Origin of the sequence: Domibacillus epiphyticus (assembly GCF_001975785.1) — a bacterium.
In the GTDB taxonomy this organism is placed as follows: domain Bacteria; phylum Bacillota; class Bacilli; order Bacillales; family Domibacillaceae; genus Domibacillus; species Domibacillus epiphyticus.
Genome location: NZ_MSFI01000021.1, coordinates 86,146 through 112,321 on the forward strand (window position 1 = coordinate 86,146; position 26,176 = coordinate 112,321).

At 41.1% G+C, this 26,176-nt stretch carries 28 protein-coding genes and 1 pseudogene; 23 read left to right on the forward strand and 6 right to left on the reverse strand.

What is annotated here, in order from left to right; all coding sequences use genetic code 11:
- The first annotated feature begins 17 nt into the window (after window positions 1–17).
- Window positions 18–272, forward strand: a complete 255-nt coding sequence (locus BTO28_RS12935) for a hypothetical protein (RefSeq protein WP_076766919.1) — start codon at window positions 18–20, stop codon at window positions 270–272.
- Between the two features lie 732 nt (window positions 273–1,004).
- Window positions 1,005–1,634, forward strand: a complete 630-nt coding sequence (locus BTO28_RS12940; protein WP_076766921.1) for a LysE family transporter — start codon at window positions 1,005–1,007, stop codon at window positions 1,632–1,634.
- 2 nt (window positions 1,635–1,636) lie between these two features.
- Here the strand turns inward: BTO28_RS12940 and BTO28_RS12945 are convergent, their stop codons facing one another.
- The gene (locus BTO28_RS12945; RefSeq protein ID WP_076766923.1) at window positions 1,637–2,986 is read right to left on the reverse strand and encodes an amino acid permease; all 1,350 of its coding nucleotides are present in this window, start codon (window positions 2,984–2,986) and stop codon (window positions 1,637–1,639) included.
- A 177-nt stretch (window positions 2,987–3,163) separates the two neighbouring features.
- On the opposite strand from BTO28_RS12945, the gene BTO28_RS12950 reads away from it, so the two are divergent.
- The 3 genes from BTO28_RS12950 (at window position 3,164) to BTO28_RS12960 (ending at window position 5,059) form a co-directional block, all read left to right on the forward strand.
- Complete coding sequence (locus BTO28_RS12950; RefSeq protein WP_076766925.1) at window positions 3,164–4,384, forward strand: MFS transporter; 1,221 nt, start codon at window positions 3,164–3,166, stop codon at window positions 4,382–4,384.
- A 135-nt stretch (window positions 4,385–4,519) separates the two neighbouring features.
- The gene (locus BTO28_RS12955; protein WP_076766927.1) at window positions 4,520–4,720 is read left to right on the forward strand and encodes a spore coat protein; all 201 of its coding nucleotides are present in this window, start codon (window positions 4,520–4,522) and stop codon (window positions 4,718–4,720) included.
- A gap of 81 nt (window positions 4,721–4,801) precedes the next feature.
- A complete protein-coding gene (locus BTO28_RS12960) occupies window positions 4,802–5,059 on the forward strand; it encodes a spore coat protein (RefSeq protein WP_408606674.1) in 258 nt (85 codons plus the stop codon).
- A gap of 15 nt (window positions 5,060–5,074) precedes the next feature.
- Here the strand turns inward: BTO28_RS12960 and BTO28_RS12965 are convergent, their stop codons facing one another.
- From BTO28_RS12965 to BTO28_RS12970, 3 genes are all read right to left on the reverse strand, one after another.
- A complete protein-coding gene (locus tag BTO28_RS12965) occupies window positions 5,075–6,430 on the reverse strand; it encodes an amino acid permease (protein ID WP_076766929.1) in 1,356 nt (451 codons plus the stop codon).
- Window positions 6,431–6,669: 239 nt separating this feature from the next.
- Window positions 6,670–6,813 (reverse strand): hypothetical protein, encoded by a 144-nt coding sequence (locus BTO28_RS17180; RefSeq protein ID WP_158068825.1) that lies wholly within the window; start codon window positions 6,811–6,813, stop codon window positions 6,670–6,672.
- A gap of 207 nt (window positions 6,814–7,020) precedes the next feature.
- Window positions 7,021–7,836: a TerC family protein gene (locus BTO28_RS12970; RefSeq protein ID WP_076766930.1), complete on the reverse strand. Its 816-nt coding sequence runs from the start codon at window positions 7,834–7,836 to the stop codon at window positions 7,021–7,023.
- Between the two features lie 548 nt (window positions 7,837–8,384).
- On the opposite strand from BTO28_RS12970, the gene BTO28_RS17705 reads away from it, so the two are divergent.
- The 3 genes from BTO28_RS17705 to BTO28_RS12985 all read left to right on the forward strand — a co-directional run bounded on the left by BTO28_RS17705 (window position 8,385) and on the right by BTO28_RS12985 (window position 11,892).
- A complete protein-coding gene (locus BTO28_RS17705) occupies window positions 8,385–9,896 on the forward strand; it encodes a methyl-accepting chemotaxis protein (RefSeq protein WP_076766932.1) in 1,512 nt (503 codons plus the stop codon).
- Between the two features lie 200 nt (window positions 9,897–10,096).
- Window positions 10,097–11,446: a glycosyltransferase gene (locus BTO28_RS12980; RefSeq protein WP_076766934.1), complete on the forward strand. Its 1,350-nt coding sequence runs from the start codon at window positions 10,097–10,099 to the stop codon at window positions 11,444–11,446.
- A 95-nt stretch (window positions 11,447–11,541) separates the two neighbouring features.
- Window positions 11,542–11,892 carry a hypothetical protein gene (locus BTO28_RS12985; RefSeq protein ID WP_076766936.1) on the forward strand — a complete coding sequence of 117 codons (351 nt, stop codon included), beginning with the start codon at window positions 11,542–11,544 and terminating at the stop codon, window positions 11,890–11,892.
- 63 nt (window positions 11,893–11,955) lie between these two features.
- On the opposite strand, the gene BTO28_RS12990 is transcribed toward BTO28_RS12985, so the two are convergent.
- Both BTO28_RS12990 and BTO28_RS12995 read right to left on the reverse strand, forming a co-directional pair.
- A complete protein-coding gene (locus tag BTO28_RS12990) occupies window positions 11,956–12,978 on the reverse strand; it encodes a phosphotransferase family protein (RefSeq protein WP_233129880.1) in 1,023 nt (340 codons plus the stop codon).
- Window positions 12,968–14,173, reverse strand: coding sequence for an acyl-CoA dehydrogenase family protein (locus BTO28_RS12995; RefSeq protein ID WP_076766940.1), 1,206 nt, complete (start codon window positions 14,171–14,173; stop codon window positions 12,968–12,970). The genes BTO28_RS12990 and BTO28_RS12995 overlap by 11 nt, the downstream gene beginning before the upstream one ends.
- Before the next feature lie 151 nt (window positions 14,174–14,324).
- Here BTO28_RS12995 and BTO28_RS13000 point away from each other — a divergent pair, with 151 nt between their 5' ends.
- From BTO28_RS13000 to BTO28_RS13070, 15 genes and pseudogenes are all read left to right on the forward strand, one after another.
- Complete coding sequence (locus BTO28_RS13000) at window positions 14,325–15,695, forward strand: sigma-54 interaction domain-containing protein (protein WP_076766942.1); 1,371 nt, start codon at window positions 14,325–14,327, stop codon at window positions 15,693–15,695.
- Between the two features lie 205 nt (window positions 15,696–15,900).
- Complete coding sequence (locus BTO28_RS13005) at window positions 15,901–16,674, forward strand: SDR family NAD(P)-dependent oxidoreductase (RefSeq protein WP_076766944.1); 774 nt, start codon at window positions 15,901–15,903, stop codon at window positions 16,672–16,674.
- 14 nt (window positions 16,675–16,688) lie between these two features.
- Window positions 16,689–18,260, forward strand: coding sequence for a class I adenylate-forming enzyme family protein (locus BTO28_RS13010; RefSeq protein ID WP_076766946.1), 1,572 nt, complete (start codon window positions 16,689–16,691; stop codon window positions 18,258–18,260).
- A gap of 33 nt (window positions 18,261–18,293) precedes the next feature.
- Complete coding sequence (locus BTO28_RS13015) at window positions 18,294–19,619, forward strand: MFS transporter (protein ID WP_076766948.1); 1,326 nt, start codon at window positions 18,294–18,296, stop codon at window positions 19,617–19,619.
- 115 nt (window positions 19,620–19,734) lie between these two features.
- Window positions 19,735–19,905, forward strand: a complete 171-nt coding sequence (locus BTO28_RS17570; protein ID WP_083711572.1) for a thiolase family protein — start codon at window positions 19,735–19,737, stop codon at window positions 19,903–19,905.
- Between the two features lie 73 nt (window positions 19,906–19,978).
- Window positions 19,979–20,038 (forward strand): annotated as a pseudogene (locus BTO28_RS17710) (hypothetical protein); the annotation flags it as partial.
- The gene (locus BTO28_RS17935; protein WP_083711574.1) at window positions 20,021–20,191 is read left to right on the forward strand and encodes a hypothetical protein; all 171 of its coding nucleotides are present in this window, start codon (window positions 20,021–20,023) and stop codon (window positions 20,189–20,191) included. The pseudogene BTO28_RS17710 and the gene BTO28_RS17935, both read left to right, overlap by 18 nt.
- 187 nt (window positions 20,192–20,378) lie before the next feature.
- Window positions 20,379–20,729, forward strand: coding sequence for an ArsR/SmtB family transcription factor (locus BTO28_RS13035; protein ID WP_076766951.1), 351 nt, complete (start codon window positions 20,379–20,381; stop codon window positions 20,727–20,729).
- Window positions 20,730–20,747: 18 nt separating this feature from the next.
- Complete coding sequence (locus BTO28_RS13040) at window positions 20,748–22,046, forward strand: arsenic transporter (protein WP_076766953.1); 1,299 nt, start codon at window positions 20,748–20,750, stop codon at window positions 22,044–22,046.
- A gap of 30 nt (window positions 22,047–22,076) precedes the next feature.
- A complete protein-coding gene (gene arsC / locus BTO28_RS13045; RefSeq protein WP_076766956.1) occupies window positions 22,077–22,496 on the forward strand; it encodes an arsenate reductase (thioredoxin) in 420 nt (139 codons plus the stop codon).
- 146 nt (window positions 22,497–22,642) lie between these two features.
- Window positions 22,643–22,852, forward strand: coding sequence for a hypothetical protein (locus BTO28_RS13050; protein ID WP_198936774.1), 210 nt, complete (start codon window positions 22,643–22,645; stop codon window positions 22,850–22,852).
- 318 nt (window positions 22,853–23,170) lie between these two features.
- Window positions 23,171–23,575, forward strand: a complete 405-nt coding sequence (locus tag BTO28_RS13055; RefSeq protein WP_076766959.1) for a hypothetical protein — start codon at window positions 23,171–23,173, stop codon at window positions 23,573–23,575.
- Window positions 23,576–23,867: 292 nt separating this feature from the next.
- Window positions 23,868–24,341, forward strand: a complete 474-nt coding sequence (locus tag BTO28_RS13060) for a DUF2243 domain-containing protein (protein ID WP_076766960.1) — start codon at window positions 23,868–23,870, stop codon at window positions 24,339–24,341.
- On the forward strand, window positions 24,331–25,128 hold the full coding sequence (locus BTO28_RS13065) for a cytochrome c oxidase assembly protein (RefSeq protein WP_076766962.1): 798 nt from the start codon (window positions 24,331–24,333) through the stop codon (window positions 25,126–25,128). The genes BTO28_RS13060 and BTO28_RS13065 overlap by 11 nt, the downstream gene beginning before the upstream one ends.
- 565 nt (window positions 25,129–25,693) lie before the next feature.
- Window positions 25,694–26,044 (forward strand): hypothetical protein, encoded by a 351-nt coding sequence (locus BTO28_RS13070; RefSeq protein WP_076766964.1) that lies wholly within the window; start codon window positions 25,694–25,696, stop codon window positions 26,042–26,044.
- Window positions 26,045–26,176: the final 132 nt, after the last annotated feature.

Sequence of the window (26,176 nt, forward strand, 5' to 3'; positions counted from 1 at the left end):
TTGAAGAGGGTGGTAAAATGAAGATCCTCGGTATTGCTTTATTGATACTAGTCGTATTAATCAGCTTTTCTTTGTACGTTGACGTTACGTTTTTACATGTTAGTTTGACGAATTCAATAAAGAATGTGTTGAATCCTTTTATTGTGATGGATTCGGTGGAATTATTTATTTTCGTCCTTTTTCTTTTCTTCTTAGTTGCTCCTTCTCTTACCTCTTATATTCGAAAAAGGAAAAAGGGTTCAAACAATGAAAAAAAACAGCAGCAGCCTTAAAGACAAAGGTTCTTACGTAATGAGACCTTTATCGATTCCCATAATTGAACTGCACCCCAATTGTTAGATACAACTAACGATTGGAGGTGCAGTTAAAAGGATTGAGCCCTGTTTAATACAGGGTTCAATCCTCGGTAGCTGCTTAACTTATTTTTCTAACTTTTGGGGTTCACTATAGAAGAAAAGCGGCAAGTGATGCAAAAGTTAAAGCTACTCCTTTAAAGAAAAGGGATATAAAAAAGGTCTCATTATCGCTATAGAAGGTCTTCCTTACCCGCCATAATGTATGTTTCCCCTACTCCATGAAAGGGTCTTCTATACCCACCATAAATGGCTTCCCTCTTGAAAATTTCATGGCTTCATCCCCGCTTTCTTAAAAGGAATATCTAATCCATAACATACTATGAATGATAGTTGGGTAAAGAGCTTATCCTTTTTCAAAATGGGTTCCTGCCTATTGATCATTTACGTATAAAACAAGCTTGCTCTCTCTTATGAGAAGGGATAGTCTATTTAAAGTTCTTATGTAAAATAACTGTCTTTTATAACTACAAACGAGACAGCTGGGTGTCTTTTTTTGTCGTTAGGTTCACTCTATCGACAAGATTACTCTTTTTGGTAAGCGGATATTTTAATTCTATACTCTCTCATCCAAAATTTTCAACGATTAGTAGTACAAGCCCCTTCTTCTGAATATGATGCCATTACATCAGTTTCCTGGAGGGCTGCTTCATGAATTCAATACTCACATATGTTTTTTTAGGCGTATCATTAGCTGCTCCGGTCGGGCCTGTTAATGCTGGCCAAATAGATACGGGGATTAAAAACGGGTTTTTTCATGCCTGGATATTTGGCATTGGCGCCTTAACAGCAGATGCAGCGTATATGGCCATGGTTTATTTAGGTGTGGCCCAGTTTATCGATTCGCCTTTTATGAAGACTCTGCTATGGTCGTTTGGCTGCTTTGTCCTTACGTACACAGGCGTGGAGAGTTTAATTACAGCGCACAAGATAGAAGTGAAAGTAAAAAAAGGCAAAGCAATTCCGTTAAAAAGATCTTTTTTATCGGGATTTTTAATGTCATTATTAAACCCTTTAACAGTCTTGTTCTGGCTCGGTATATATGGATCCGTTCTTGCGGAAACAGCAGAATCCTTAACTGATAATCAACTATTCCTTTATAGTGCGGCCATTATTGCCGGGATCCTTTGTTGGGATTTACTGATGGCCGCTTTATCCAGCGTCGCACGAAGATTTTTATCCAGCGCGCTCTTAAAAATGATCTCCATTATATCGTCATTATCCATGTTTGGCTTTGGGATCTACTTTGGCATACAGGCATTTCGTACGTTGTTTTTATAATGCTAAACATTGGATTCATTTGTTTTTTCTTTTTCCCATGTTTTACGCAGTTTTAAAACAACTACAGCAATAATGGTAATGAACACTAAACTGATAAAGAAGCCTGGCCGGCTTGTGGAGTGAAACAGGGTGCCGCTCACTGCTAAAAAGACAAGAATCATGCCGATCACCCTTTTAACTTTATCAGAAGGAGAGGGCTCAATTAACCTGTGATACAACGTTAAGATAAAAAACCAATTATAAAGCAGCATAAGTCCAGCCGCTGTTGTAATGTACTCATATACCTTTCCGGGTAAGAGTAAAGATGTGACGATGGATAAGACAAGCCCGCCAGAAGTCAATGCAACAGCAGGTAGAGGCACTTTAAACTTCTTGTTCTTTTGCTTGCTAAAGATAGCTGGAGCATCACCATCTTCAGACAACGTCAAAAGAATGGTAGTAACCGAAAACAACGAAGCAGACATAGTTGAAAAACCAGCAATGATAATGGCGCCATTAAACACATGCGGGAAAAAGTCCAGATTGTAGCTTTGTAATGCTACTACAAAGGGGCTTTTATCTTGCTGAAACGAATTCCAGGGAATGAGTGTTAATGCTAACGAAAGGGCAGTAAAATATATGAGTCCTAATAATCCGATCATCACTTTCCCTGCTTTAGGTGCATCCTCTTTATTCCGAAGGTTAATGGCCATGACGCTCATCACCTCAATCCCCCCGTGCGCATAAAAGGCGAACAAGAGAGAACTCCAAAACCCAATTGCTCCAGTTGGAAAAAACTCATTAAGAGACCTCGGAAGCCCTTCGATTGGCTTGCCGTCAAACGTCCCCGTTAACGCTAAAACAGCAATCACGATAAACATAAAAATGGCAGCAACTTTGATTACAGCAAATACACTTTCTAATTTTCCAAACGCTTTTGTACCGATAAAAAGAACAAGTAAACCACAAATCGCAAATCCTGTTGCGAACATCCATAAAGGGACATCAGGAAACCAAAATTTTGACAATAGCGAGATCGCTGTCAATTGACTCCCGATAATTAACATTTCAGAACACCAATAAACCCAGCCGCTGCAAAACCCGGCCCATCGTCCATATGCTTTTTTCGCATAAGAGCGGAATGCCCCTTTTTGGGGATCCTTGGCAGACATCTTTGCGATTGCCTCAAACACGATATAGGTTCCACATGCGGCCATTAAAAAGGCGAGGACAACCGAAGGACCTGTCATTTTAATGGCTATACTGGATCCTAGAAAAAAGCCTGTACCAATAATGCAGCCAACACCAATCAATGATAACTGCCACCAAGCAAGTTTGCCGTCAGAGCTGTTACTGCCTGTTTGTTTTCCCATTTTTGCACCTCCTCGTGAGATAGGCTTTCACGAGAAAGGTGTTTTATGTGAAAAAAAAGATGGAAAATAACGTGAAAATAAAGAAAATCAAACGTGCTCTGTTGTGCATAAAAAGAATTTTCAAGGTCATCTTATACTCAATTAGAAAAAACATAACAAACATCACGGGGGCGCCCTATGGATACGAATAAAAAAGAAAAAGTAAGCGTGTCGTGCGTTGTCAGTATGGCTTCTATTCCGCTTGTCATGACTCTTGGAAATTCCATGCTAATACCGGTTCTGCCGATATTAGAAAGGAAAGTGGGGATATCCCCTTTTCAGTCCAGTATGATCATAACCAGCTACTCCGTTGCCGCCATTTTTCTTATTCCTGTTGCGGGATATTTATCTGATCGTTACGGACGGAAGAAGGTTATACTGCCAAGTTTGATTCTTGCGTTAATTGGGGGTTTGATTGCCGGGTTTGCTTCATGGAAAATGGAAAATCCGTATACATGGATTATAATCGGAAGAATATTACAGGGGATTGGGGCATCTGGTGCTTTCCCGATCATTTTGCCATTAGTCGGTGATTTGTATAAAGATGATGATGAAAAGGCAAGCGCCTGTTTAGGAATTATCGAAACGTCCAACACCTTTGGGAAAGTATTGAGCCCTATCTTAGGGTCTGTATTTGCTGCCGTACTATGGTTTTTGCCCTTTTTTTCCATCTCCTTTTTTAGCTTAATCTCCATCGCATTAATTTTTTTCTTTATTAAAGTACCAAAGGAAAAAGACAAACCGAAAAAGTTCAATGAATTTTTGCGTAATACGAGAAAAACGTTCAAGCATGAAGGAAAATGGCTGTTTACCTTATTCCTTGTTGGAATATTTGTTATGCTGGTGTTATTTGGTGTTTTATTTTTCTTATCTGATATTCTGGAAAAAGTTCATAATCAGCATGGAATCAAAAAAGGGTTTATATTAGCAATCCCTCTTTTTATGCTCTGTATTACTTCCTTTATCACCGGCCGCAAAATGAAAGGCCATCTTCCAACAATGAAAAAAATTATGATCGTATGTTTAATTATCCTGTCAGTCAGCATTGCTTTTGTCGGTTTTACAAGCAAAAATCTTGTCCTTCTTTTAATTGCGACAAGTGTAGTCGGCACGGTGATTGGCGCGTTACTGCCGCCGCTGGATGCAATCGTTACTGAAAATATAGAAAAAGAAGAGAGAGGAACCATCTCTTCATTTTACAGTTCGGCAAGATTTATCGGGGTTGCAGCAGGCCCTCCCATTATGTCAATCGTCATGAAAAACTATTTGAATATTAGTTATATAATCGCTGGGGTACTGGGGCTTATCCTTTTAGCAATCGTAATTAAATGTGTGAAAGTAGATGAAATTGAAAATTAAAGGATAGTCAAAAACAGGACGTGCCGAAGCTCATCCTGTTTTTTATTGTTCATTAGAAACGGTTTAAAATTTTAAAGAGAAGGGGAAAAGTTCGGACAAGTTCATTTCTAATTGACGCATATAGGAGGAGAGACAATGGCAAAAAAACTCGCAATGCATGAAACGCTGGAAGTACACGAAGTCCTTTTATTTAAAACATCTTGTATAACCAAAAGTATGGCAATAGCCGATCAGGTGGAAGACAGAAAATTAAAAAAGATGCTCCAGGAGGACATTAAGAGCTCGAAAAAAGCAATTAAAGATTTACGTACGAATCTAGAAAAGGAAAAGGGGTAATACGATGGTGAAAAAAACAGTTATCCTAGATGACTTAGCGATTGCTACGGATTTTTTATTGACATCAAAAGAAAAGCCGCTGTGCGAAATCTTGCCGTAGCTATCACAGAAACAGCTACCCCTGAGGTAAAGCAGGTGCTTCGCCGAGAACTTGATAATGCGATTGATACACATGACAAAATCGCACAATACATGATTGACAATGAAATGTACCATGCTTATGATCTTGAAGAACAAATTACGCATGATATGGAAAAGGCGGATATTGCATTAAAGCTGGCAGGAAAAACAACTGATTCGACGACTAAAAAGAAAACAACAAAGAGCAAGAAAAATTAGCAAATTACTTGATCTTTATGAAGCCTTTTTCCAATAATAAAACGCAATTAAGTTGCCATACCATAATGGTCCAATGAGGAGTGCGAACCGGGTGTGTGGAAAAAAGCCCATGATCACAACGACACAACCGAGAAAAGCAAGAGTCAAATACGAACTAAAGGGGTAAAAGGGCATTTTATATAGAAGTTTTTTCTGCTTCTCTTTAGACAATCTTTTACGAAAACGGATTTGCGACAATAGAATAATGGCCCACGTCCATACAGCTCCACACGTGGCGATACTGGTTAACCATATAAATACTTTTCCTGGAGCTAAATAATTAAGGGCTACCCCGATTAATAAAATCCCTACAGAAGCAACTACGGCGGCTCCAGGAACACCAGTTTTCGATAATTTGCTATATTTAGCCGGTGCTTCACCTTGCTGTGCCAAATTGAAAAGCATGCGCCCCGTGCTAAAAATACCACTGTTGCAAGATGAAAGAGCAGCGGTAAGTACTACAAAATTAAGGATTCCTGCAGCGCCTGGAATTCCAATTTTGTTGAATGTCATGACGAATGGACTCCCTGTGCCAAGGTTGTCCCACGGATAAATAGACATAATCACGAACAATGCGCCAACATAGAAAACAAGAATCCGCCAAAAAACCGTATTAATCGCTTTTGATAATGATTTTTCAGGATTTTTCGCCTCTCCTGCAGTAACGCCAATCATTTCAATCCCCATGTAGGCGAACAGCGCCATTTGCAAAGACATTAAGACTCCTGAAAAACCGTTTGGGAAAAATCCGCCATGAGACCATAAATTATGGATTCCAGTCGCAATGCCCCCGTTCCCAAGCCCAAAAGTAATCATGCCAATCCCAACGACAATCATAAAGAAAATGGTGATGACCTTAATAAGTGAAAACCAAAACTCAAACTCACCAAACAACTTGACTGACATGAAATTTATGGCAGTCATTAAAACCAATGCAGCAAGCGCCCATATCCAGCGCGGAATGTCAGGGAACCAGAACTCCATATAGATTCCTACAGCTGTAATTTCAGCCATGCAGGCAACGAGCCATATAAACCAATAATTCCATCCCGTTAAAAATCCTGCCAGAGGCCCTAAATAATCGTACGCATATTGACTAAATGACCCAGCTACCGGGTTATCTATTGCCATTTCCCCGAGAGCACGCATGATAAAAAATATCGCGATTCCACCAATCGTATAGGAAAGTAGTATAGCGGGTCCCGCCAACTTAATGGCTGAACCTGATCCTAAAAATAAACCAACCCCAATAGCAGCTCCTAAAGACATTAATGAAATGTGTCTTTGTTCTAGCCCGCGTTGTAATTCTGTTGGATTATTGTTTTTTTGCATAGAGACCTCCAGGGATTTTATGGAAAAAGAAAGTTTCTACAATCTGCTTATAGTTATGCGTTTTTTATGTATTAATGAATGATCTTTTTTTGCATCAAAAAAGCCATATTTAGCGTTTTACAAGCTGCTAAATATAGCTTTGGGATGTTGGGAAAAGTAAGTTTTACGAAGATAGAAGTGCTCGCTGCTGATTTTTCAGATGAAAAAACACGGACCGCACTAGTTTTCAAACCTTCTCTTCATTTTTCTTTTAGCTGTATGGCTATCATTTTACCGACTGCTTCCTCTGCAGCAAAAGGAGTAACCATCCCAGGCGGCTGCCGTTCTCGCTCATCCTTTAAACATGCAAGCATAGGAGATTCAATTTTTGATGTATCTATCATTGCAGTCCCCCCAATAAGCCCAAAATCAAGTTTTTCCTTTTAAGCCATCTATCAATTCATTAAGACTAGGTTTCCCTATTTCCACACATAATTTACACTTTATTGTCACCAGCGGAAAATGTCCGTTAATGAATGATGAACCTTTTATGGAAGAAAATGAAAACAACCCTTTGACTAACAGCAGTCTGCTAATCAAAGGGTTGTTTTTTATTTTTTCAATATATCCGTTTCTTTTAACACTTCTTCGTTTTCTTCCTTATCTTTCATATCATTATTCGGCTTGTCTTTAGAAAGGAACCAGCCCCCTATACCGATCAAAAGAAGGACTGACCAGAAGATTAATTTCCAAGCTGTCCCTTTTCCGAAGTCTTGTGATAGGATGGCCACATCTGGATGTGACAGGGCAAAAACCCCGAGTTTTACCCCAACCCATGCAACAACGAGAAAGGCTGCCGTTTCCAGTCCGGGCTTCCGATCCAGCAATACAACAAAATATCCGGCCGCAAATCTCATAATAACTAGTCCAATGATACCGCCAGCAAGTACGACCGAAAAGTGACCTCCGTCAAGACCGCCGATTTCCGGCAAATTTGTTTCCGGAAGAGTGATGGCGAGTGCAACCGCCGCAAGAATGGCATCAACTGCAAACGCAATGTCCGCCAATTCGACTTTGATAACGGTCACCCAGAAGCCGGAACCTTTTTTCTCCTTTTCGTTTTTCTTTAAATGGCTTTTTAATACATATTTCTTTAATAAGTGATACATCGCAATACCAAATAAATAAATGGCACCAATTGCTTGTACCTGCCAAATATCAACTAAAAAAGAGATAATAAACAAGGAGCCGAACCTAAAAACAAAAGCACCGGCCAGTCCATAGAACAGGGCTTTCTTTCTTTGCTCTTGCGGCAGATGCTTCACCATCGTCGCAATTACAAGAGCGTTATCCGCGGCTAAAATTCCTTCTAGCCCAATTAAAATGATCAGTACCCAGCCGTACTCCAATAAAACGGCAACATCCATAAAAAATGCTCCTTTCACCAATGGCCAAAATTTTCACAGGAAATTTTCGTTTTTGCAATTTTATAAAATAGTTTCTTTTTATGTATGACCCCTACATAAAGAAAATAAACATTCTGATGACTGTTTGGACAATAATTCATCACAAAGAACTATCGAAAACAAAAATATAGACCAATTATATGGGTTTCTATTTGTGCAGATTGATTATCCATCCTTTTTTAATTTAATCGAAAGAAGTTTTCACGCGGTATTTGCTGAAGATTGGTGAATCGAAAGTCTTTTGTATCACGAGGTGGATTCTTTTTATAAAGGTTTCATAAAAAGATGGATATTTTTACTCGCGATGCAAATATTGTCGAATGATGTCGAACTGTGTATAATAAAAGTGTCTTTAAGACTATGCTGAAATAATCCAAAAGTCTTTCTCGAAATTGAGGTTTAACGATTGCATAAGGATTTCAGACCAGTTGCAACACACCGTATTTTAGACAAGGGCTTTTTTTAAGCGCAGTAGAGAAAAAAATTTACTTTTTAAGGAGAAATGATCTATGTTTTTTAAGTCGGCACAAGCTGACCAACTCGCTGCATTATTAGAGGAAAGTCGAAAATTAAGAAAAAAAGCAGAAGTAAATGACTTTTCTAGTTTGTTTGAAGTTTCTGGTGATAGTCAAGAAAAAAGAGAAATAGCAGAAAATCTGAACGCGGTTTTGCAGATGATGCAAAAGAATACCGAAAAGGTAACTACTCGTCTTGAACTGGTGACTGAAGCGATTGAAGTTGGTTTATGGGAAATGGATGTAGTAGAAGGCGATCCGAATCATCCTGACAATTCGTTTGTATGGGGGGATGAAGTTCGTAAAATGCTTGGTTACCGGGATGAAACGGAGTTCCCTAATAGCCTTGATAGCCTGGTGAAAATTTTACATCCTGACGACCGGGATTGGGTAGTTGAATCTTTTGGGAGTTACATAACTGACAGTTCGGGAAAGACGCCATTTGATGTGGAGTACCGTGTGCTTTTTAAAAGTGGCGAATATCGTTGGATTCATGCTCTCGGAGCGACAGTAAAAGACACAAATGGTGTTCCTGTAAGAATTGCTGGCGCTTTAATTGATATACATGAGAAGAAAAAGAAAGAACAACAATTAGAGAATTTTGTAACACGTTATGATCTTATCAATCGTGCACTGGTAGAAGCACCTTGGGATATGACCGTAGTTGCCGGCGACGTTGTTAATCCGAATAATGAATTTTGGTGGTCGCCGCAATTCCGTAAAACACTTGGCTATACGGATGAAACGGATTTTCCAAATGTGATGGGCAGTTGGAGCAGCAGACTGCATCCAGAAGACGCAGACCGGGCTGTGGAAGCTCTTGCTAACCATTTAAATGATTATACCGGCAATACCCCCTTTGAAGAAGAATATCGGCTTGCGTTAAAAAGCGGAGAATATCGCTGGTTTCATGCCAGTGGAGCAACCATTCGTGACAATCAGGGTGTCCCATTGCGAGTGGCCGGAACAATCCGGGATATTACGTATGAAAAAAATAAAGAACAAATTGTGCAAACGATGACGACTCAAATGCAGCAGCTCTCGGATTCTATTAACGAGATGGTGCGAGGGGTACATTCAATCACCAGTCAAGCACAAGAACTTGCGATCGCTCAGGAGCAATCGACTGAAGCTGCTAATAAAGCAAAAAGCAGCACGGATGAAACAAAGAACATTTCAAAGTTCATCCGGGAAATTGCGGAACAAACAAATCTCTTAGGTTTAAATGCCGCAATCGAAGCTGCCCGTGCAGGGGAGCTTGGCCGTGGTTTTGGCATTGTAGCGGACGAGGTAAGAAAACTGGCTGTTCATAGTTCAGGGGCAACGGAGAACATAGAAAACAGCTTGAGTGAGATGAATGAATTGATCGAAACCATTTTACACCAAATTGGTAATATGAGTACTCTTACACAGACTCAAGCTGCGCTAACCGAAGAAGTAAATGCTTCAATGGATGAAATAAATGCGATGTCAAAATCAATAGTGGAATTTGCTAAAACAATATAATGCTCACATGGATAAGCAGGACAAACCTAATTACATTGAAATGGGTTTGTCTTTTTTGTTCTTTTTAAGCTTAGTGTGGAGCCTCTCATGAAGTGCTATGCGTAAAGACGTAAAGATGTTAAGGTTTAATACAGCGGGGAATGTATAAATTTTATGCTTTCTGTGTTTAAATCATTTATAAAAGTTGAGGGAGAAAAAAGATGCAACCAAATTTAAACCCAATGAACCCGCAACCAAGAAAAAATAAAAGACGATATTTATCTGTTAAGAAAAAATTTTGGGCCAGCCATTTATTTGCATTTTCGTGGATGGCTCTGTCTATTTATATAACGCTTCCATGGCTTTCTGATTTATCACATATTCTCTCTTTTCCGGTCGCATTCATCATCATTGCTGGGATTGCCTATATTCCAGGTTACATGAATGCATTTCTTGTTGCTAGTTTATCATTAGATAGACAGCAGCCTTTTGTTGACGAATTTCCAAGAGATTCAATTACTCTGCTTATTGCAGCTCATAATGAGGAGAGTAGTATAAAAGAAACTCTAAGTTATGTGAAAGAGCAAGATTATAACGGTCGTATTAACGTTATTCTGATAAACAACTGTTCAACTGATCAAACGGTAAAAAGAGCTTTAGAGGCTAAAGAGGAGTTTGGTCTAAATTTAGCCATTTTGCATGAAGATAAACCCGGCAAATTTCATGCGTTGAACCGGGGGTTGAAAGAAGTCACTACGGATTACCTAATCACTTTGGATGCAGATACATTACTCCATCCGTCTGCTATTCGTTATTTAGTCGCACGGATGAAGAGCAGCCCAAGTGACGTATGTGCTGTAGCAGGTTCGGTTTTAGTAAAAAACAGTCGTGATAATTTATGGACGAAAATACAAGAGTGGGATTACTTTCTTGGTATTGCCTCTATTAAACGATTACAGGGACTTTATCAGGGAACCCTTGTTGCACAAGGTGCATACAGTCTATACAAAACAGAAAGCATTCAAAAGGTAAATGGCTGGCCGGATGCAATTGGCGAAGATATTGTTTTAACTTGGAGATTGCTTGAAAAAGGATGGAAGGTTTATTTTGAACCTTTGGCAGTGGCTTTTACTGAGGCGCCAAACACGTTGAAGCATTTCATCCGCCAGCGCTCTAGATGGGCTAGAGGCATGATTGAAGGACTCGCACAAATTAAACCATGGCAGCAACCCCAAATTTATACGAAATATTTAACGGGTATGAACTTTGTCATGCCATATCTTGATTTAACTTATACATTGGGATGGATTCCTGGCCTCATTTTGGCTTTATTCGGTTACTATTGGATTGTGGGAGCGATGACATTATTCGTATTGCCTCTCACTTTCCTTAGCTTTGGACTCCTCTATCTATTCCAAACGAAATTTGTGTTTAAACCTTTAAAGCTCAAAGTACGGAAAAACCTAACAGGATTTCTTCTTTTCATATTATTTTATCAAATGATTATGTCACCTGTATCAGTCTATGGATACATACAGGAACTCTTTAAATTTAAACGCAGATGGAAATAGATTAAACATAGACGCATCCTTAAGCGCGTGTTTCTTTATGTTTTATTTATCTTTCAGGGGGTACAGAATAACTAAATGGAATAGGAGATGAAAAGATGAAAGAAGATAAGAAAACGTATTACGTTGACCTTAACAGTGAGAGCATCTTAGATAAACCTATTGATAGTCCTAGTTTTGTAATTAAAGCGAATGACCAGGAAATCAGTGTGCTGAAAAGAGTTTTTGAAGAAAAATATGAAGCGGAATTAGAAACGTATGTCCGTTCACACATCCCTTATCTTGAGTATCATCATGATCCAGAAAACGATCACTATGATGGAGCACAACAAATAATTTATGCGATCATCTATCACTTAGGAGATGAAGAAGCAAAGCAGCACATCAAAGGAATGGGCATTTTAAACGAACGTAAATCCGATCACCCGGAAACGGAGCAATTTAAATAAACATGCATGCCTTTATAGATCTTATAATACCCGCCGCTGCCAGCGGCGGGCTTTGTTCGGGATTTATACGATTTCTCCAATCGCAGCTTTCCGTGATTGCTCAATTAATGTTAGAATTCCTTCAGGAAGCCGCTCGAACCGTTCTTCAAAAGAGCCGCTTTCTTTATACCGATAATAAATTTGCTGGAGGACAGCGGCTATTTTGTAAAAAGCGAAACTCACATAATAAGGAAGGTTAGTCAGATCACGCCCCGTTTTTTCGCCATACCGCTCAGCCAGCTGTTTGCGTGAGTAAAATCCCGGCTGATTTGTGACTGCGGTCAAGCTTGTAAAGGCTTCATCTTTTTCTGTCCAGTAGGCGAGACTGATACCGAGATCGAGTAATGGATCGCCGATTGTCGTCATTTCCCAATCAAACACAGCGACAATAGTATCCGGGCGTTCTGTTTTAAACATGATATTATTTAGTTTAAAATCGTTATGGACAAGAGTTGCTGCCGGTGATTCGGGTTTTTGAGCACAAAAGTAGGTTTCAAGGTCAGCCGCGTCCGGCGTATTAGGTGTCCGGGCTCGGTCGTAACGCGTAATCCATCCCTCTACTTGCCGCTTCAAATAGCCTTCCGGTTTGCCAAGTGACGACACATCAAAATCAATGCTGTGCAATAAAGAGAGTTCATCGATGAATGTTTCGGAAATGCACTGTTTCTGTTCAATATTATTCCATTTTTCTGGAAGTTTGTCATCGATGACTACGCCATTTTTCAGTTCCATGACGTAAAAGTGCCGGTCCATTACATCCGGATCATTACAAAATAAATAAGGTGCCGGGGCTTTTGGATAAAGCGGATGAATCGTGGAAAGGAGTCTGTACTCACGTTCCATATCATGGGCTTTTGGCGGCAAATAACCGAAAGGAGGGCGCCGAAGCACTCCCTCCCAGTCACCGATTGAGATGCGGTACGTCAAATTCGAGTACCCGGATGTGAACGGGTCGACTTGAATAGGTTCAGAAATGGGAAGGTTCAATTCATTTTTTAAATAATGTTCAACTTTTTTCCAGTTAATGGTCTTTGTTTCACTTTTCAATGGCAAATTCCTCCCTTTGCTTCTTAAAAGCTTTAATCATGGAGCGAGCGACGACCATGCGGTGTACTTCGTCCGGTCCATCGTAAATGCGGGCGGTTCGTGCTTCCCGATAAAATCCTTCAAGCGGTGTATCGCCGGTAATACCTAATGCTCCGTGTACCTGAATGGCCCGGTCAATTACGTCATGCAATACTTTGGCTCCGTAAAACTTAATCGCTGATATTTCTTGACGTGCTTCTTCTCCCTGATCCATGAGCCACGCCGCTTTTAATGTCATTAAACGAAATGCTTCAATTTCAACAGCTGAATCCGCGATGAAATTTTGAATTGTTTGAAATTCTGCAAGTTTTTGTCCACGTGTTTCACGTTCAAGGGAGTAGCTGATCATCATATCCAGGCTGCGTTTTGCAACACCAATCCAGCGCATTGCGTGTGTAATGCGTCCAGGACCGAGCCGGAGCTGAGCAAGCTTAAAGCCGGCGCCGCGTTCGCCAAGCAAAGCGGATTTTGGAACGCGGCAGTTTGTGTACTGCACTTCACAGTGCCCGCCGGCAAAATGGTCGCCAATAACAGGTACTTCACGGACGATTTCAAATCCGGGGTTATCATTGTCAACAAGGAAAAGGCTAAATTGCTGATGAACCGGTGCATCTGGATCGGTTTTCGCCATCACAATTGAAAAGCTTGATCCGATTGCACCTGTTGTAAACCATTTATGTGCATGGATCACCCATTCATTTCCATCAAGCTCTGCAATTGCCTGAAGAAGCCGTGGATCAGAACCTGAAACTTCCGGCTCAGTCATTGCAAAGCACGAACGAACGTCACCGTTTACGAGCGGGTATAGGTATTTTTCTTTTTGCTCATCTGTGGCGGCATGCCATAAAATCTCACCGTTACCGGCATCTGGTGCCATTGAGCCAAAAATATACGGGGCAATTGGGCTGCGTCCGATCACTTCTGATAAAAGGCCCAGTGATAGAAATCCCATCCCTGTACCGCCTGCTTCCTTTGCCATATGGGCAGCCCAGAGCCCCATATCCTTCACCTTTTGCTGAAGAGGCTTTAAAATTTCTTCAGGCAAACCGCGGTGGGGAACCATATGTTTTTCATTCGGATAAACATAATCAACCATGAAAGCGTTTGCTTTTTTAATCATGTCAATCTGCTCTGGTGAAGAAGAAAAGTTATACATTCAAAACACTCCTTTTCGTAAAAACTTTATTTATCTATATAAATGCATGATCTGTGCCAATGAAATAGATCACTTTCCTGTAAGAATAATGATGAAAAAACGAATCAAACCTGATTCAACTAATAAAATAATAGAGAAGGGTGTGAGAGGAATGCATAGTCTTGAAGTAGAAGTTGTAAAACTGTATAAAGCTGTTATTGACGCAAGCTACGATCCAATTTTTGTCGCGGATCATACTGGAATAGGATTAATCATGAATGAAGCATATACACGGGTGACCGGTGTCAAAGAGGATCAGCTGATCGGCCGCCATTTGCGGGATGTAATAAAAGAAGGGGTTATTTCCGATTCTATAACTCTAAATGTGCTTAGAAAAAAGAAGCAGATGACCATCATGCAAAATGTAAATGGAAAAGAACTGCTTGTTACCGGAAGCCCCATTTTTGATCATCAGGGAGCAATCAAATACGTCGTCACGAACTTGCGTGATATATCAGATCTCCAAACCCTTAAAGAAGAGCTAAAGAAAACAAAAGAGCTTGCGGAAACATATTTAAAAGAATTGGAGCAATATCAAGAAAAAAAACAATTTATCATGCATGAGGGAATCATCGCCAACAGCAGCAAAATGGCATTCGTGATTGATTTGGCAGAAAAAATGGCGCGTGTGCAAACAACTGTGCTGCTGCTCGGCGAGTCCGGCGTCGGCAAAGAAGTCATTGCGAGTTTAATTCAAAGTCTTGGCGACCGCGCTAATAAACCCTTTATCAAAGTAAACTGTGCTGCGATTCCGAAAGATTTGCTTGAATCCGAATTATTTGGCTATGAAAAAGGAGCCTTTACAGGTGCTCACGATAAAGGGAGACCTGGATTGTTTGAACAGGCTAACGGCGGCACAATTTTTCTCGATGAAATTGGTGAAATGCCGTTTGCACTTCAAGCAAAATTGCTCCGTGTCTTGCAGGAATTTGAGGTTACAAGAATTGGCGGCGGCCGTACGCTGAAAATCGATGTCCGTGTTATTTCAGCAACGAACCAGGATCTTGAATCACTAGTCGCGAAAGGGGAATTTCGGGAAGATTTGTATTACCGGTTAAATATCGTGCCAATCCGAATCCCGCCGCTGCGCGAACGACGCGAGGATATTCCCCTATTGGCCTGTCATTTTTTAAGTAAAGTGAACAAAAAATATGGTTTCAGCAAGCATTTATCAGATGATGCCTATAGGCTTTTACAGTCCTATTCCTGGCCGGGCAATATAAGGGAAATACAAAACATGGTTGAGCGGGCAGCTGTTACAGCAGAAGATGACCTTCTTGGTGTGGAGGATTTTCCAGTGACCATTCCACCAGGTGACGTTTTTCCCACCCAAAACAGGACATTGAAAGAAGTGGTCTCAGAAGTGGAAAGGGATATGATTTTGCGGGCAATTGCCGAATACAAAACGACTCGAAAAACAGCTGGTGTACTAGGCATCAGTCAGTCAGCGCTGGTGAAAAAGATGAAGCGCCTGGGGTTATAAGCGGAAGTCTGAATACAACGCGTTTTCACTTTTTTAGCAAAGACTCAGATGATTGAGTCTTTTTTTCATCGCTGATTCGAAAAGGACTCGGTTTTATTATTGCTTATTTATGAAATCGCTTACAAAACGCAGATCGGATAATATTTCTGCACTTGGCACTGTAATTGCATTATGAAGTTTACAATTCAAAAATGGAGGTGTTGAAATGGAGACTTACTCTTTTCCTTCTTTTCGTCTTGATAACAAAACGGCGGTTGTGACAGGAGGAAGTAAAGGTCTTGGGCTTGCTATAGCAGCAGGATTTGCAAACGCAGGGGCAAATGTCATGATTACCGGTCGTAATGAAAGCGCTTTAAAAGTTGCGGTTGATCAATTGGCGACACAAGGTCTCACTGTTCAGTGGAAAACAGCAGATGTGACGAATAGGGAAGAAGTAGCTTCTTTATTTGAGTACGTCGATGAACAATTTCCGAGGTTGGATATTCTCGTAAACAATGCGGGGATGAATATTCGCAAACCTCTAATTGACATTGAAGAAGATGACTGGGATCAGGTGCTTGGTACGAACCTAAAAGGAATATTTCTTGTTGGGCAGCAGGCGGCAATGAGAATGATGAATCAGAAAAGTGGGCGCATTATCAATATTTCTTCTATTTTAGGCCAAATCGGTATGCCCGCCCAGACGAGTTATGCGGCGAGCAAGGGAGGCATTAATCAGCTGACGAAGGTATGGGCGGCGGAACTTGCTCCTTACAATGTAACAGTAAACGCGGTTGCTCCTGCATACATTAAAACACCAATGACGGAACCATGGCTGAAGAATCCTGAACGGCTTGAACGTATTGTGAGCCGGACCATGATGAAACGAATTGGAGAGCCCTCTGAAGTGATGGGTCCGGCTGTGTTTCTCGCATCGGATGCATCTGGATATGTGACCGGGCAAATTTTACATGTCGATGGCGGCTGGACATCGAATTAAAGGAGAGGCGCAATATGATCAAACGAGAAACCATATTTGGACGGAATGTATCAGTTTATTCTGCACGGCCCTCCAACGTTTATGAAATGTTTAATCAATCTGCGGTGAAATTTCCAGATAGAGAGGCGGTCATACAAGACGGAAAACGAATCTCATATTATCAGTTGAAAAATATAGTAGAAAAAGCAGCGGGAAATTTACAGCGGCTTGGTGTGAAAAAAGGTGAACGGGTGGCGATGCTTCTTGGCAACCACATTGAATTTATTATTACAGCACTCGCCTGTGCAAAAATTGGTGCGGTGTTTGTACCGCTGAACACGAAGCTGACAATAAATGAGCTGAGTTATATGATCGGGCATTCCGGTGCGGTTGCTATCATTACCTCGAAAAAGTATTTGCCGGAAATTGGCGGCTGGGTTAAAAAATCGTCACTCCGTCTCTGCCTTCTTATTGATGGAAAGGAAGAAGGATGGCTTTCATTTCAAGAGGAAATGGGGCGGGCAGCTGTTTCATTTGGTGTTGCTTTGACAGATCAAATGCCTCTATACATTTTGTACACATCCGGCACGACCGGGCTTCCAAAGGGCGGTATTGGCAGCCATATCAATGTCATTCACAGTGCGATCAGTTACCGCGAAGTGATGCAATCAGACGAGTCAACCCGTACACTAATTGCGATCCCTCTCTTTCATGTCACCGGTCTGATCGGGCAGCTGTTTCACATGCTGCTTGTCGGCGGGGCGATTATTTTACTAGAGCGGTACAGTACTGTTCCATATATTCAAACAGTGGCGAAAGAAAAAGCGACTTTTTTATTTAATGTACCGACAATTTATATCATGATGATGGATCATGAATCGTTTCGAAACCATTCGTATGAACACGTTAAAACGATTGCGTATGGCGGCGCACCGATCTCGGCAGAAACAGTAAAAACAATCCGAACGCATTTTCCGCATGCCTCGCTTCATAACGCATACGGCGCAACAGAAACCACTTCGCCGACGACGGTAATGCCGCGGGAATATGGCATGGATAAAATTGCATCGGTCGGGCTGCCGGTTCCGGTTGCTGAAATTAAAACAGTTAAAACAGACGGCAGAGTATGTGCCCCGGATGAAGTAGGGGAGCTGTACATTAAAGGTCCGATGGTCGTGCCCGGATACTGGGAAAATGACGAAGCAAACAAAAAGGCATTTGATGACGACGGTTTCTGGAAATCGGGGGACCTTGCCCGGATTGACCCGGATGGATTTGTATACATTATGGACCGGAAAAAGGACATGATTAACCGGGGCGGGGAAAAAATTTATTCGATTGAAGTAGAAAATGCGCTGTACCGGCATCCAAAAGTTCTCGAGGCATCCGTCGTGGGCATGGAAGATCCGCTTTTTGGAGAATACGTGAAAGCATATGTTGTGAAAAAACCCGAGAGTGATGTCACGGAAAGTGAACTCATCCAGTTTGCGAAAGAGCAGCTGGCCGATTATAAAGTGCCGAAAGAAATTGAGTTTCTTGATGAACTCCCGAGGAATGCTGGTGGAAAAGTATTAAAAACGAGGTTAATGGGGATGGGATCACATTGATTCCGCCAAAAGAAGAACAAGGAGGAGAGAAAGTTGGCTACTGTTATTAAAAAAGCATGGGGGTATCGGTATGTCGTTCTTGTGATTCTTTGGCTGGTCTATATTATTAATTATTTTGACAGGTTAGCTGTGTTAACGTTCCTGCCATACATTCAAGAGGATTTAAACTTAACCCCGGTGGAAGTAGGACAATTGGCCTCTGTGTTCTTCTTTGCCTATGCGGCTGCTCAAATAAGCGCCGGTTTTCTCGCTGATAAAATTGGACCTAAAAAAGTGATGTACATTGCCATAGCGGTATTTACAGCCATTACCGCGTTCACAGGGGCAGTCAAAAACTTCACGCAGTTTATTTTACTGAGAATTGGCTTAGGTTTTGGCGAGGGCCACCATTTTGCACCGGCGATCCGGGCAATCAATAACTGGTTCCCTTCTCAGGAACGGGGAAGAGCCATTTCATTCTTTGCTACATCGTGGGCAGTTGCGCCGGCCATTGTCCCTGTCATCGTGACCAGCCTCTCTTTCTACTTATTCGGGGGAGACTGGAGACCCGTATTTTATATTCTCGCTATCCCGGGTGTGATCGCCATTTTAGCACTATGGTACTTTGTAACTGACACCCCGAAGGAAATGATTGATAAAGGAAAATTGAGTGAGGACCAAGACATTGATCAATCAACTGCCTCTCCCGCTGAAACGATTTCGAAGGAAGAAAAAAGAAAAAGTTACGGGCTTTTCTTAAAAGATTTTTACTTCTATGTATATACGCTGCTTCTATTTTGTCAGTTGGCTGTTTATTGGGGAACGACAACATGGCTGACTTCCTTTTTAGTAACGCAGCATGGATTGAATCTTAAAGAAATGGGCTTCTTTGTTTCCGCGCCTTATATCGTTGCATTCTTCGCAATGATGCTGGGCGGCTGGCTGATGGATAAAGTATTTTACCGAATGAAACCGGTCGCTTTGATCGCCTATATAGCAAGCATTCCGGTGCTATGGATGCTTGGTGCGGTAGAGAAAGGGAATACAGGATTATTACTTGCTCTCCTTTTACTCGTAGGCTTTTTTGTCAACTTAAACTTCGGATCTATATATGCATACTTGCCAAAACGCTATCCAAAGGACGTAGTGGGAAGTGCCACGGGATTAGCGAATGGAATCGGTCAAATGGGTGCTTTTGTCGCTCCTCTTGTTGCGGGTTATTTAGTAGCAGTTGGCGCCGATGGATCTCAAGATTTTAGCCGTGTTTTTATATTTTTTTCCATTGCTTCAGCAGTCGCTGCATTCTGTGCGATCGTTCTAAAAGAGAAGCCAGTAGACAATATAGCGGCCCCGATAATCGACGAGAAGCAAACAATTTAAGCTTCCACTTTCTCGTTTTGGAGATACTTTATACAAGGGGACTACATTCACGTATCATGCAGTTTGACTGTTTAAGACGTTTATTTTTGAAAGGGTTGAATACATCGGATGCGGAATGGGTATAACGGTGGAAAATCTAGCAGAAAAGTATCGATTAACCCGTGAAGAACAGGAGCAATTTGCGATGGAATCACATCCGAAAGCGGCGAGGGCAAAGCAGTCCGGCCGTTTTGCGAAAAAAATCGTACCGGTAATCGTGAAAGATAAAAAGAGATGGGGCAATTGAGATTACAGCAGATGAACAGGTTCGTACAACTGCATGGAAGGGTTCAGAAAACTAAAAATTCGCATTTAGAAAGGAAGGCACCGTCACAGCTGGGAATGCAAGTGGAATTAACGACGTGACTGCGGCAATTGTCCTGGCATCAGATGACTACCTTTCGAAACGGCCTGAAATAAAACCAATGGCGAAAATGGTCTCTTGGGGAATTGCAGGTGTCGATCCAAACATTATGGGCATCGGCCCTGTTCCAGCCAGTAACATCGCGCTAGAAAAAGCAGGCTTAACTTGAAAGGTACCAATTGATGCCTAAAGCAAAAGATAAGTATGAGATAACTAAATATCATTCTTATTTATGAAGTGATTTTCGTAATCAACGGGATAAAAGCCTGTTTTGATCAATTTTTTCAAAACGGGCTTTTTGGATTTACATATATAAGTACATAATTATATAATAATTTCGGAATAGGAGGTAAACAATGATGAATATGGATCCTGCGCTCGATATGCAAAAAGCATCCCAATTATTGAAGCTGCTCGGAGACAAAACACGCCTTATGATGATGAAACTTCTTCAGTCACATGATTGCTGTGTTTGTGAATTCGTTGCGATTTTCAATATGAGCCAGCCCGGTATCAGCCAGCATTTGCGCAAACTGAAAGACGCTGGTCTCGTAAAGGAAACACGCAGGGGGCAGTGGGTTTTTTATTCGTTAAACCGGGAAAACGAATATGGCGGTTTTATCGATGACTTGTTAAAGCATCTTCCAGATCAGAATGAACGATTCGTTGAACTGGAAGCGCAGGGATTACGTATTACCTGCGAATAGAGAGGAGAAAGAAGTATTTTGTTTTCAGTCATAGCAGCATCTACTATTTTTCTGGTGACGCTCATCTTCGTCATCTGGCAGCCTAAAAATCTGTCCATTGGATGGTCGGCTTGTATAGGGGCTGTCATTGCTTTAATGGTGGGAGTTGTTGATTTTGGCGATGTCATCGATGTAACGTCGATTGTCTGGAATGCCACATTGGCGTTTATTGCCATCATTATTATTTCCCTCATCTTAGATGAGATTGGTTTCTTTGAATGGTCGGCTCTACATATGGCCCGTATGGCCAAAGGAAATGGCGTGAGAATGTTTGTGTATGTGTCCATACTGGGCGCTTTAGTCGCAGCCTTTTTTGCGAACGATGGGGCTGCACTGATTTTAACGCCGATTGTTCTTGCAATGGTCCGAAATCTAAAATTTGAGGAAAAAATGGTGTTTCCTTTTATCATTGCCAGTGGATTTATTGCAGATACAACAGCACTGCCGTTAGTCGTGAGCAACCTGGTGAATATCGTTACAGCCGACTTTTTCGATATAGGATTTGCAGAATATGCGTCTCGAATGGTTGTACCGAATTTATTTTCATTAGTAGCCAGTATTACCGTGTTATATCTTTATTTCCGCAAAAGCATTCCGAAACAGTATGACATGTCCGTGCTAAAAGCACCGGATGAAGCGATCAAAGACCATAAAATGTTTCGTTTGTCTTGGCTTGTACTTGGGATCCTGCTAGTTGGGTATTTCGTCAGCGAATTTCTGAATGTTCCTGTTTCCATTGTGGCTAGTATAGTGGCGATTTTCTTTTTAGCCATGGCTAGAAGAAGTCCGGCAGTACACACAAAAACCGTCATTAAAGGGGCACCGTGGGCGATTGTGTTCTTCTCGATCGGCATGTATGTGGTCGTTTACGGTCTGCGTAATGCAGGATTAACGTCGGTACTTGCTGATGTCATTCAGGCAACGGCGGAACAAGGATTATTTGCTGCAACGATTGGAATGGGTTTTATCTCCGCTATTTTATCTTCAATTATGAACAACATGCCGACGGTGATGATCAATGCGCTAGCGATTTCTGATACGGCTACACCCCCAATAATCAGGGAAGCATTAATATACGCCAACGTCGTTGGGGCGGATTTAGGTCCAAAAATCACGCCAATCGGCTCCCTTGCGACTTTGCTATGGCTCCACGTCTTACGTTTAAAAGGCGTTAACATTTCGTGGGGAACGTACTTTAAAACAGGAATTATTTTAACCATACCAACCTTGTTTATCACATTGGCTGGCTTATATTTGTGGTTATTGCTTATTCATTAAAAACAACTGAACGTAAAGGAGAGTTCTGTTATGTCTAAAAAAACAATTTATTTCTTATGCACTGGGAACTCTTGCCGCAGCCAGATGGCGGAAGGCTGGGCTAAAAAATATTTAAGTGATAAGTGGGAAGTTAAAAGTGCGGGATTAGAAGCACATGGATTAAACCCGAATGCCGTAAAGGCTATGAATGAAGCAGGTATTGATATTTCAAATCAAACGTCTGATGTAATTGATGCTGACATTCTAAACAATGCTGAGTTAATCGTGACACTATGCGGCCACGCGGCTGATAACTGTCCAGTTACACCGCCTCACATTAAACGTGTTCATTGGGGATTCGATGATCCTGCGAAGGCGGAAGGGACAGAAGAAGAAAAATGGGCTTTTTTCCAGCGCGTCCGTGATGAAATTGGTGAAAGAATTGAACACTTTGCCAAAAAAGGTGAATAATCAAAAAAGCCGGGGGATTCTTCCTCCGGCTTTTAGTAGTTCATTACAGATGTACAACCATAAAGTTCGATTTGTTCAACACGACCTTCGAGAGAGTTGAATAAAGTAAAGTGAAAGTGAAAAATGATGTAAGGGAGGCCCTTTTGGTGGAGGAGCAAAATTTACAACCTGAAGAAGAGTTCTTTTCATCAAGCGGTAACGATTATTTTGATGATGCAGTAGACGTACAACTTCCGTATTATTTTCCAAGACCGAGACGACGACTGCCATATTTTCCATACTTGTTCCCTATCCTGCCGTTCTATCCATACTACCCATACCCGGACTATCCTTATTATCCATACTATCCCTATTGAAATGAAATAGCATGGGGATTTCTTAAGTCATTCTTTTTAAGTCATAAAAATGCTCTTGAGAAAAGATATTTTACCAAGATGCATATGTAAAATATGCTGAATGTTTAAATGAGCAGGATGATCGGAATCTATGGTAGATAAACGACCTTTTTAAAGCCGCTTTTTTAACACAATCGATAAAGGAGAGGCTCTGACAGCAGTATAACGTCAGAGTCTTTTTCCTTTTCTTCTGGGGCTAAATATCAAGTACTTCTTTGTATAGTAATTTGTAACAAAGGGCACGATACGCACTAGATACAGTAAAAGGAGGAGTAAAGAGTGAATGTAAATGATAAATGGAAAAAGAAATGGGTAGCTGGCGGGATGGCTGCGGTCTTAACGCTAGGTGGATTAGCCGGATGTGGAGATGGAGAGGATCAGGATAACGGCGTTGATGATGGGCAACAAGAGGATCAAGTAGATGAGGGTAATGATGTAATGGATGGAGGGAACGGTACTGACAATGGTACTGATAACGGTACTGATGATGATCTAATGGATGGAGAAGATCAGAATAACGGTGCTGATGATGCTCTATTAGATGGTGGTGACCAGAATAATGGCGGTGGCGATGAAGGTGTATTGAATGGTGATGACCAGGATGGCGTTGATAATGATGTTCTAGATGATGGAGGAGATGAAAATTTGGATGATCCTGCGAATGAAGAACAAGAGGCACAATAAAAAATTCAGGTTTTTAAAAGGGTGATAAGATTTGCTTTTATCATCCTATTTGCTTCATGTTGTGCCAATCCACAATAAAGTTTTAGGGCTTGAGCGTTCTCGTTATCAAAACAAAAAGGTTGGTGAACCTAGCCAGCCTTTTTTCTGTGTAATAAGGTTCGCGGATAAGAATGATCTTTTTGCTATATACGACCGCCTGTAGGGTGTTTTTGCCTTTTACAATGCGGGTATTATGTGTAAGAGGATTTGAATCAAAAATAAGAAATAAACTATCTATCAAAAGGGGAACATTATGGAAACCAATCACATTTCGTATGCTTCTCGCAATTTATGGTCGGGAATCTTGTTCGGGGTAGGTCTAGTCGCCTTTATTGATGAAGCTGTTTTTCATCAACTTCTTCATTGGCATCATTTCTATGACAAGTCAACTACCGCCATGGGATTGGTTTCAGATGGCTTGTTTCATGCTTTTAGTTGGTTTGCAACGGTCGGTTCATTGTTCCTCTTTGCCGACCTGCGCCGCCGAAATGGGTTGTGGCTTAAACGGTGGTGGGGAGGAGCGTTTTTAGGAGCGGGGATATTCCAGTTATATGACGGAACAATCCAACACAAGGTTATGAGGCTCCACCAAATTCGATATAACGTAGATATTCGCCCTTATGATTTGACATGGAATATACTTGCCATTTTGCTGATCGTGGTTGGTATTTTACTCATCGTCCGAACACCGCCTGACAAATGGGAGGTGACGCATAATGAACGTTAATGATCACAATCATTATGATAATGGAGGAATCTTTCAACTGTTATTAGCATTCCCCGTTTTGCTGGCACTCATTATGTATATTTTTGCGGCAATTATATCCAGCCGGCACGCCGAGACATGGCCGTTATACCGTACAGCTTTCTGGGTTCTAGGTGTTCTTACTGCCGCTTCCGCAATTGTCGGCCCCTTAGCGAATCGTGCGCATGTTGACTTTACTGCGCATATGCTCGGCCATTTATTCCTCGGAATGCTTGCGCCACTCCTAATCGTGCTTTCTTCACCCATAACGCTTTTCCTGCGAACAATCAATGTGATCTCAGCACGTCGTCTTTCAAGCCTCCTTAGGAGTTGGCCATTGCGCATCCTTACTGATCCCATCATCACATCCATCCTTAATGTTGGTGGATTATGGGTCTTATATACGACAGATTTGTATATGTTGATGCAGCACAGCATATTTGTACATATAGCAGTCCACATACATGTGTTTTTTGCGGGTTATCTTTTCACTATGTCCATCATTTATTTTGAGCCGACGCCACATAAAACCAGTTTTCGCTATCGTTCAATCGTTTTGGTGATTGCCTTAGCTGTTCACGGAATCCTATCCAAATACATTTATGCCTTTCCTCCAAATGGTGTTCCGGCGGAGCAGGCAGAAATTGGCGGAAAGCTTATGTACTATGGCGGCGATGCTATTGACCTTATTCTGATCATCATCCTTTGGTATCAATGGTTCAGAGCCACAAGACCTCGAATTACGTTATCAAAGCCCCTGGATGTGTGAATTGTAAATAATCTCACTTTTACTTTTGGAGGGAGTTTTATTTTGAATTCCCGAGATAAAATAATCATCATGGCTCTCATTCTATATTTGGAGACAATCCAAGTCTTTATAGAACGCAAGAGGAAGAGAAGGAATGGGAAAGAAAAGACAATAAATCGTTACAGGAAATTTTAAAAAGGCCCTCTGGAACAGTGAAATAGACGAAAAGATCATAAATAAAGCAAAAGGAGAAATAAAGTCAATAAAGGAAATCGATTCGATTCCACCTAAAACGCTTAATGATTTGCATCGTTATATGTATGAAAAACCGTTGCTATTGTAAAAACGTAAAGGATTGTATAAGAAGGGCTGTCGGTGTTTCTGACAGTTCTTTTTTTGGGGGATAACACAAGTCTTCGTCTGGCAGAACACATCCTTTTTTTCGGCAGGGCATAAATTTTTGGTTTTTTTCAGTCTGTTATTAGTAATCTATTGACGTAAACGGAAAGGTACTATAGAAGGAGGAATCTTTCTATTGTTAGTAGAAAAGTATAACTGAGAAATCTTTTTGATGGGGGGATTATCAATGACAACCGTAACAGATGAAGATATAAAAATCATTCATGACTATATCATCCAGAACTTAACGATCCGGTCGTTACAGCGTGAATTAAAAGATGTTGAAACATCGAATGATAGGATGAAAAGATTTTATATATCAGCGAATCAATATCAAGAAAGTCAAGCCCTCAAAGAATTGAAAGAACTAAGAAAAGAGATGAATAAGCGGGGATTGAGGATCGTAGGAGAACATAGTGCTGTTAACGGTATCATTGAGTTCCGCTATTTGTGTCGCGGTGTTCCATCAAATTTAAGCTTACAAGACAAGGAACTTAACAAGCTTATTGAAGAAAAACGCTTTGAATTGCTTCGTTAAACTACATATTTCATAAGGAAATAATAGACCTATTTATACCTAAAGGACCTTGAGCGTATATACGCCCAGGGTCCTTCTTTAGCAACGTTTTTTACGGCGGTCATCATCATCGTCATCGCGCCGCTTTTTACG

Coding starts and splice junctions, on each gene's coding strand:
- BTO28_RS17180 (WP_158068825.1), bottom strand. CDS start 6,813: ATGATAGATACATCAAAAATTGAATCTCCTATGCTTGCATGTTTAAAG.
- BTO28_RS12995 (WP_076766940.1), bottom strand. CDS start 14,173: ATGTATAACTTTTCTTCTTCACCAGAGCAGATTGACATGATTAAAAAA.
- BTO28_RS12950 (WP_076766925.1), top strand. CDS start 3,164: ATGGATACGAATAAAAAAGAAAAAGTAAGCGTGTCGTGCGTTGTCAGT.
- BTO28_RS13000 (WP_076766942.1), top strand. CDS start 14,325: ATGCATAGTCTTGAAGTAGAAGTTGTAAAACTGTATAAAGCTGTTATT.
- BTO28_RS12970 (WP_076766930.1), bottom strand. CDS start 7,836: ATGGATGTTGCCGTTTTATTGGAGTACGGCTGGGTACTGATCATTTTA.
- BTO28_RS12935 (WP_076766919.1), top strand. CDS start 18: ATGAAGATCCTCGGTATTGCTTTATTGATACTAGTCGTATTAATCAGC.
- BTO28_RS17705 (WP_076766932.1), top strand. CDS start 8,385: ATGTTTTTTAAGTCGGCACAAGCTGACCAACTCGCTGCATTATTAGAG.
- BTO28_RS17570 (WP_083711572.1), top strand. CDS start 19,735: ATGGGTATAACGGTGGAAAATCTAGCAGAAAAGTATCGATTAACCCGT.
- BTO28_RS13010 (WP_076766946.1), top strand. CDS start 16,689: ATGATCAAACGAGAAACCATATTTGGACGGAATGTATCAGTTTATTCT.
- BTO28_RS12980 (WP_076766934.1), top strand. CDS start 10,097: ATGCAACCAAATTTAAACCCAATGAACCCGCAACCAAGAAAAAATAAA.
- BTO28_RS13065 (WP_076766962.1), top strand. CDS start 24,331: ATGAACGTTAATGATCACAATCATTATGATAATGGAGGAATCTTTCAA.
- arsC (WP_076766956.1), top strand. CDS start 22,077: ATGTCTAAAAAAACAATTTATTTCTTATGCACTGGGAACTCTTGCCGC.
- BTO28_RS13060 (WP_076766960.1), top strand. CDS start 23,868: ATGGAAACCAATCACATTTCGTATGCTTCTCGCAATTTATGGTCGGGA.
- BTO28_RS13035 (WP_076766951.1), top strand. CDS start 20,379: ATGATGAATATGGATCCTGCGCTCGATATGCAAAAAGCATCCCAATTA.
- BTO28_RS12985 (WP_076766936.1), top strand. CDS start 11,542: ATGAAAGAAGATAAGAAAACGTATTACGTTGACCTTAACAGTGAGAGC.
- BTO28_RS13005 (WP_076766944.1), top strand. CDS start 15,901: ATGGAGACTTACTCTTTTCCTTCTTTTCGTCTTGATAACAAAACGGCG.
- BTO28_RS12965 (WP_076766929.1), bottom strand. CDS start 6,430: ATGCAAAAAAACAATAATCCAACAGAATTACAACGCGGGCTAGAACAA.
- BTO28_RS12955 (WP_076766927.1), top strand. CDS start 4,520: ATGGCAAAAAAACTCGCAATGCATGAAACGCTGGAAGTACACGAAGTC.
- BTO28_RS13070 (WP_076766964.1), top strand. CDS start 25,694: ATGACAACCGTAACAGATGAAGATATAAAAATCATTCATGACTATATC.
- BTO28_RS12940 (WP_076766921.1), top strand. CDS start 1,005: ATGAATTCAATACTCACATATGTTTTTTTAGGCGTATCATTAGCTGCT.
- BTO28_RS12945 (WP_076766923.1), bottom strand. CDS start 2,986: ATGGGAAAACAAACAGGCAGTAACAGCTCTGACGGCAAACTTGCTTGG.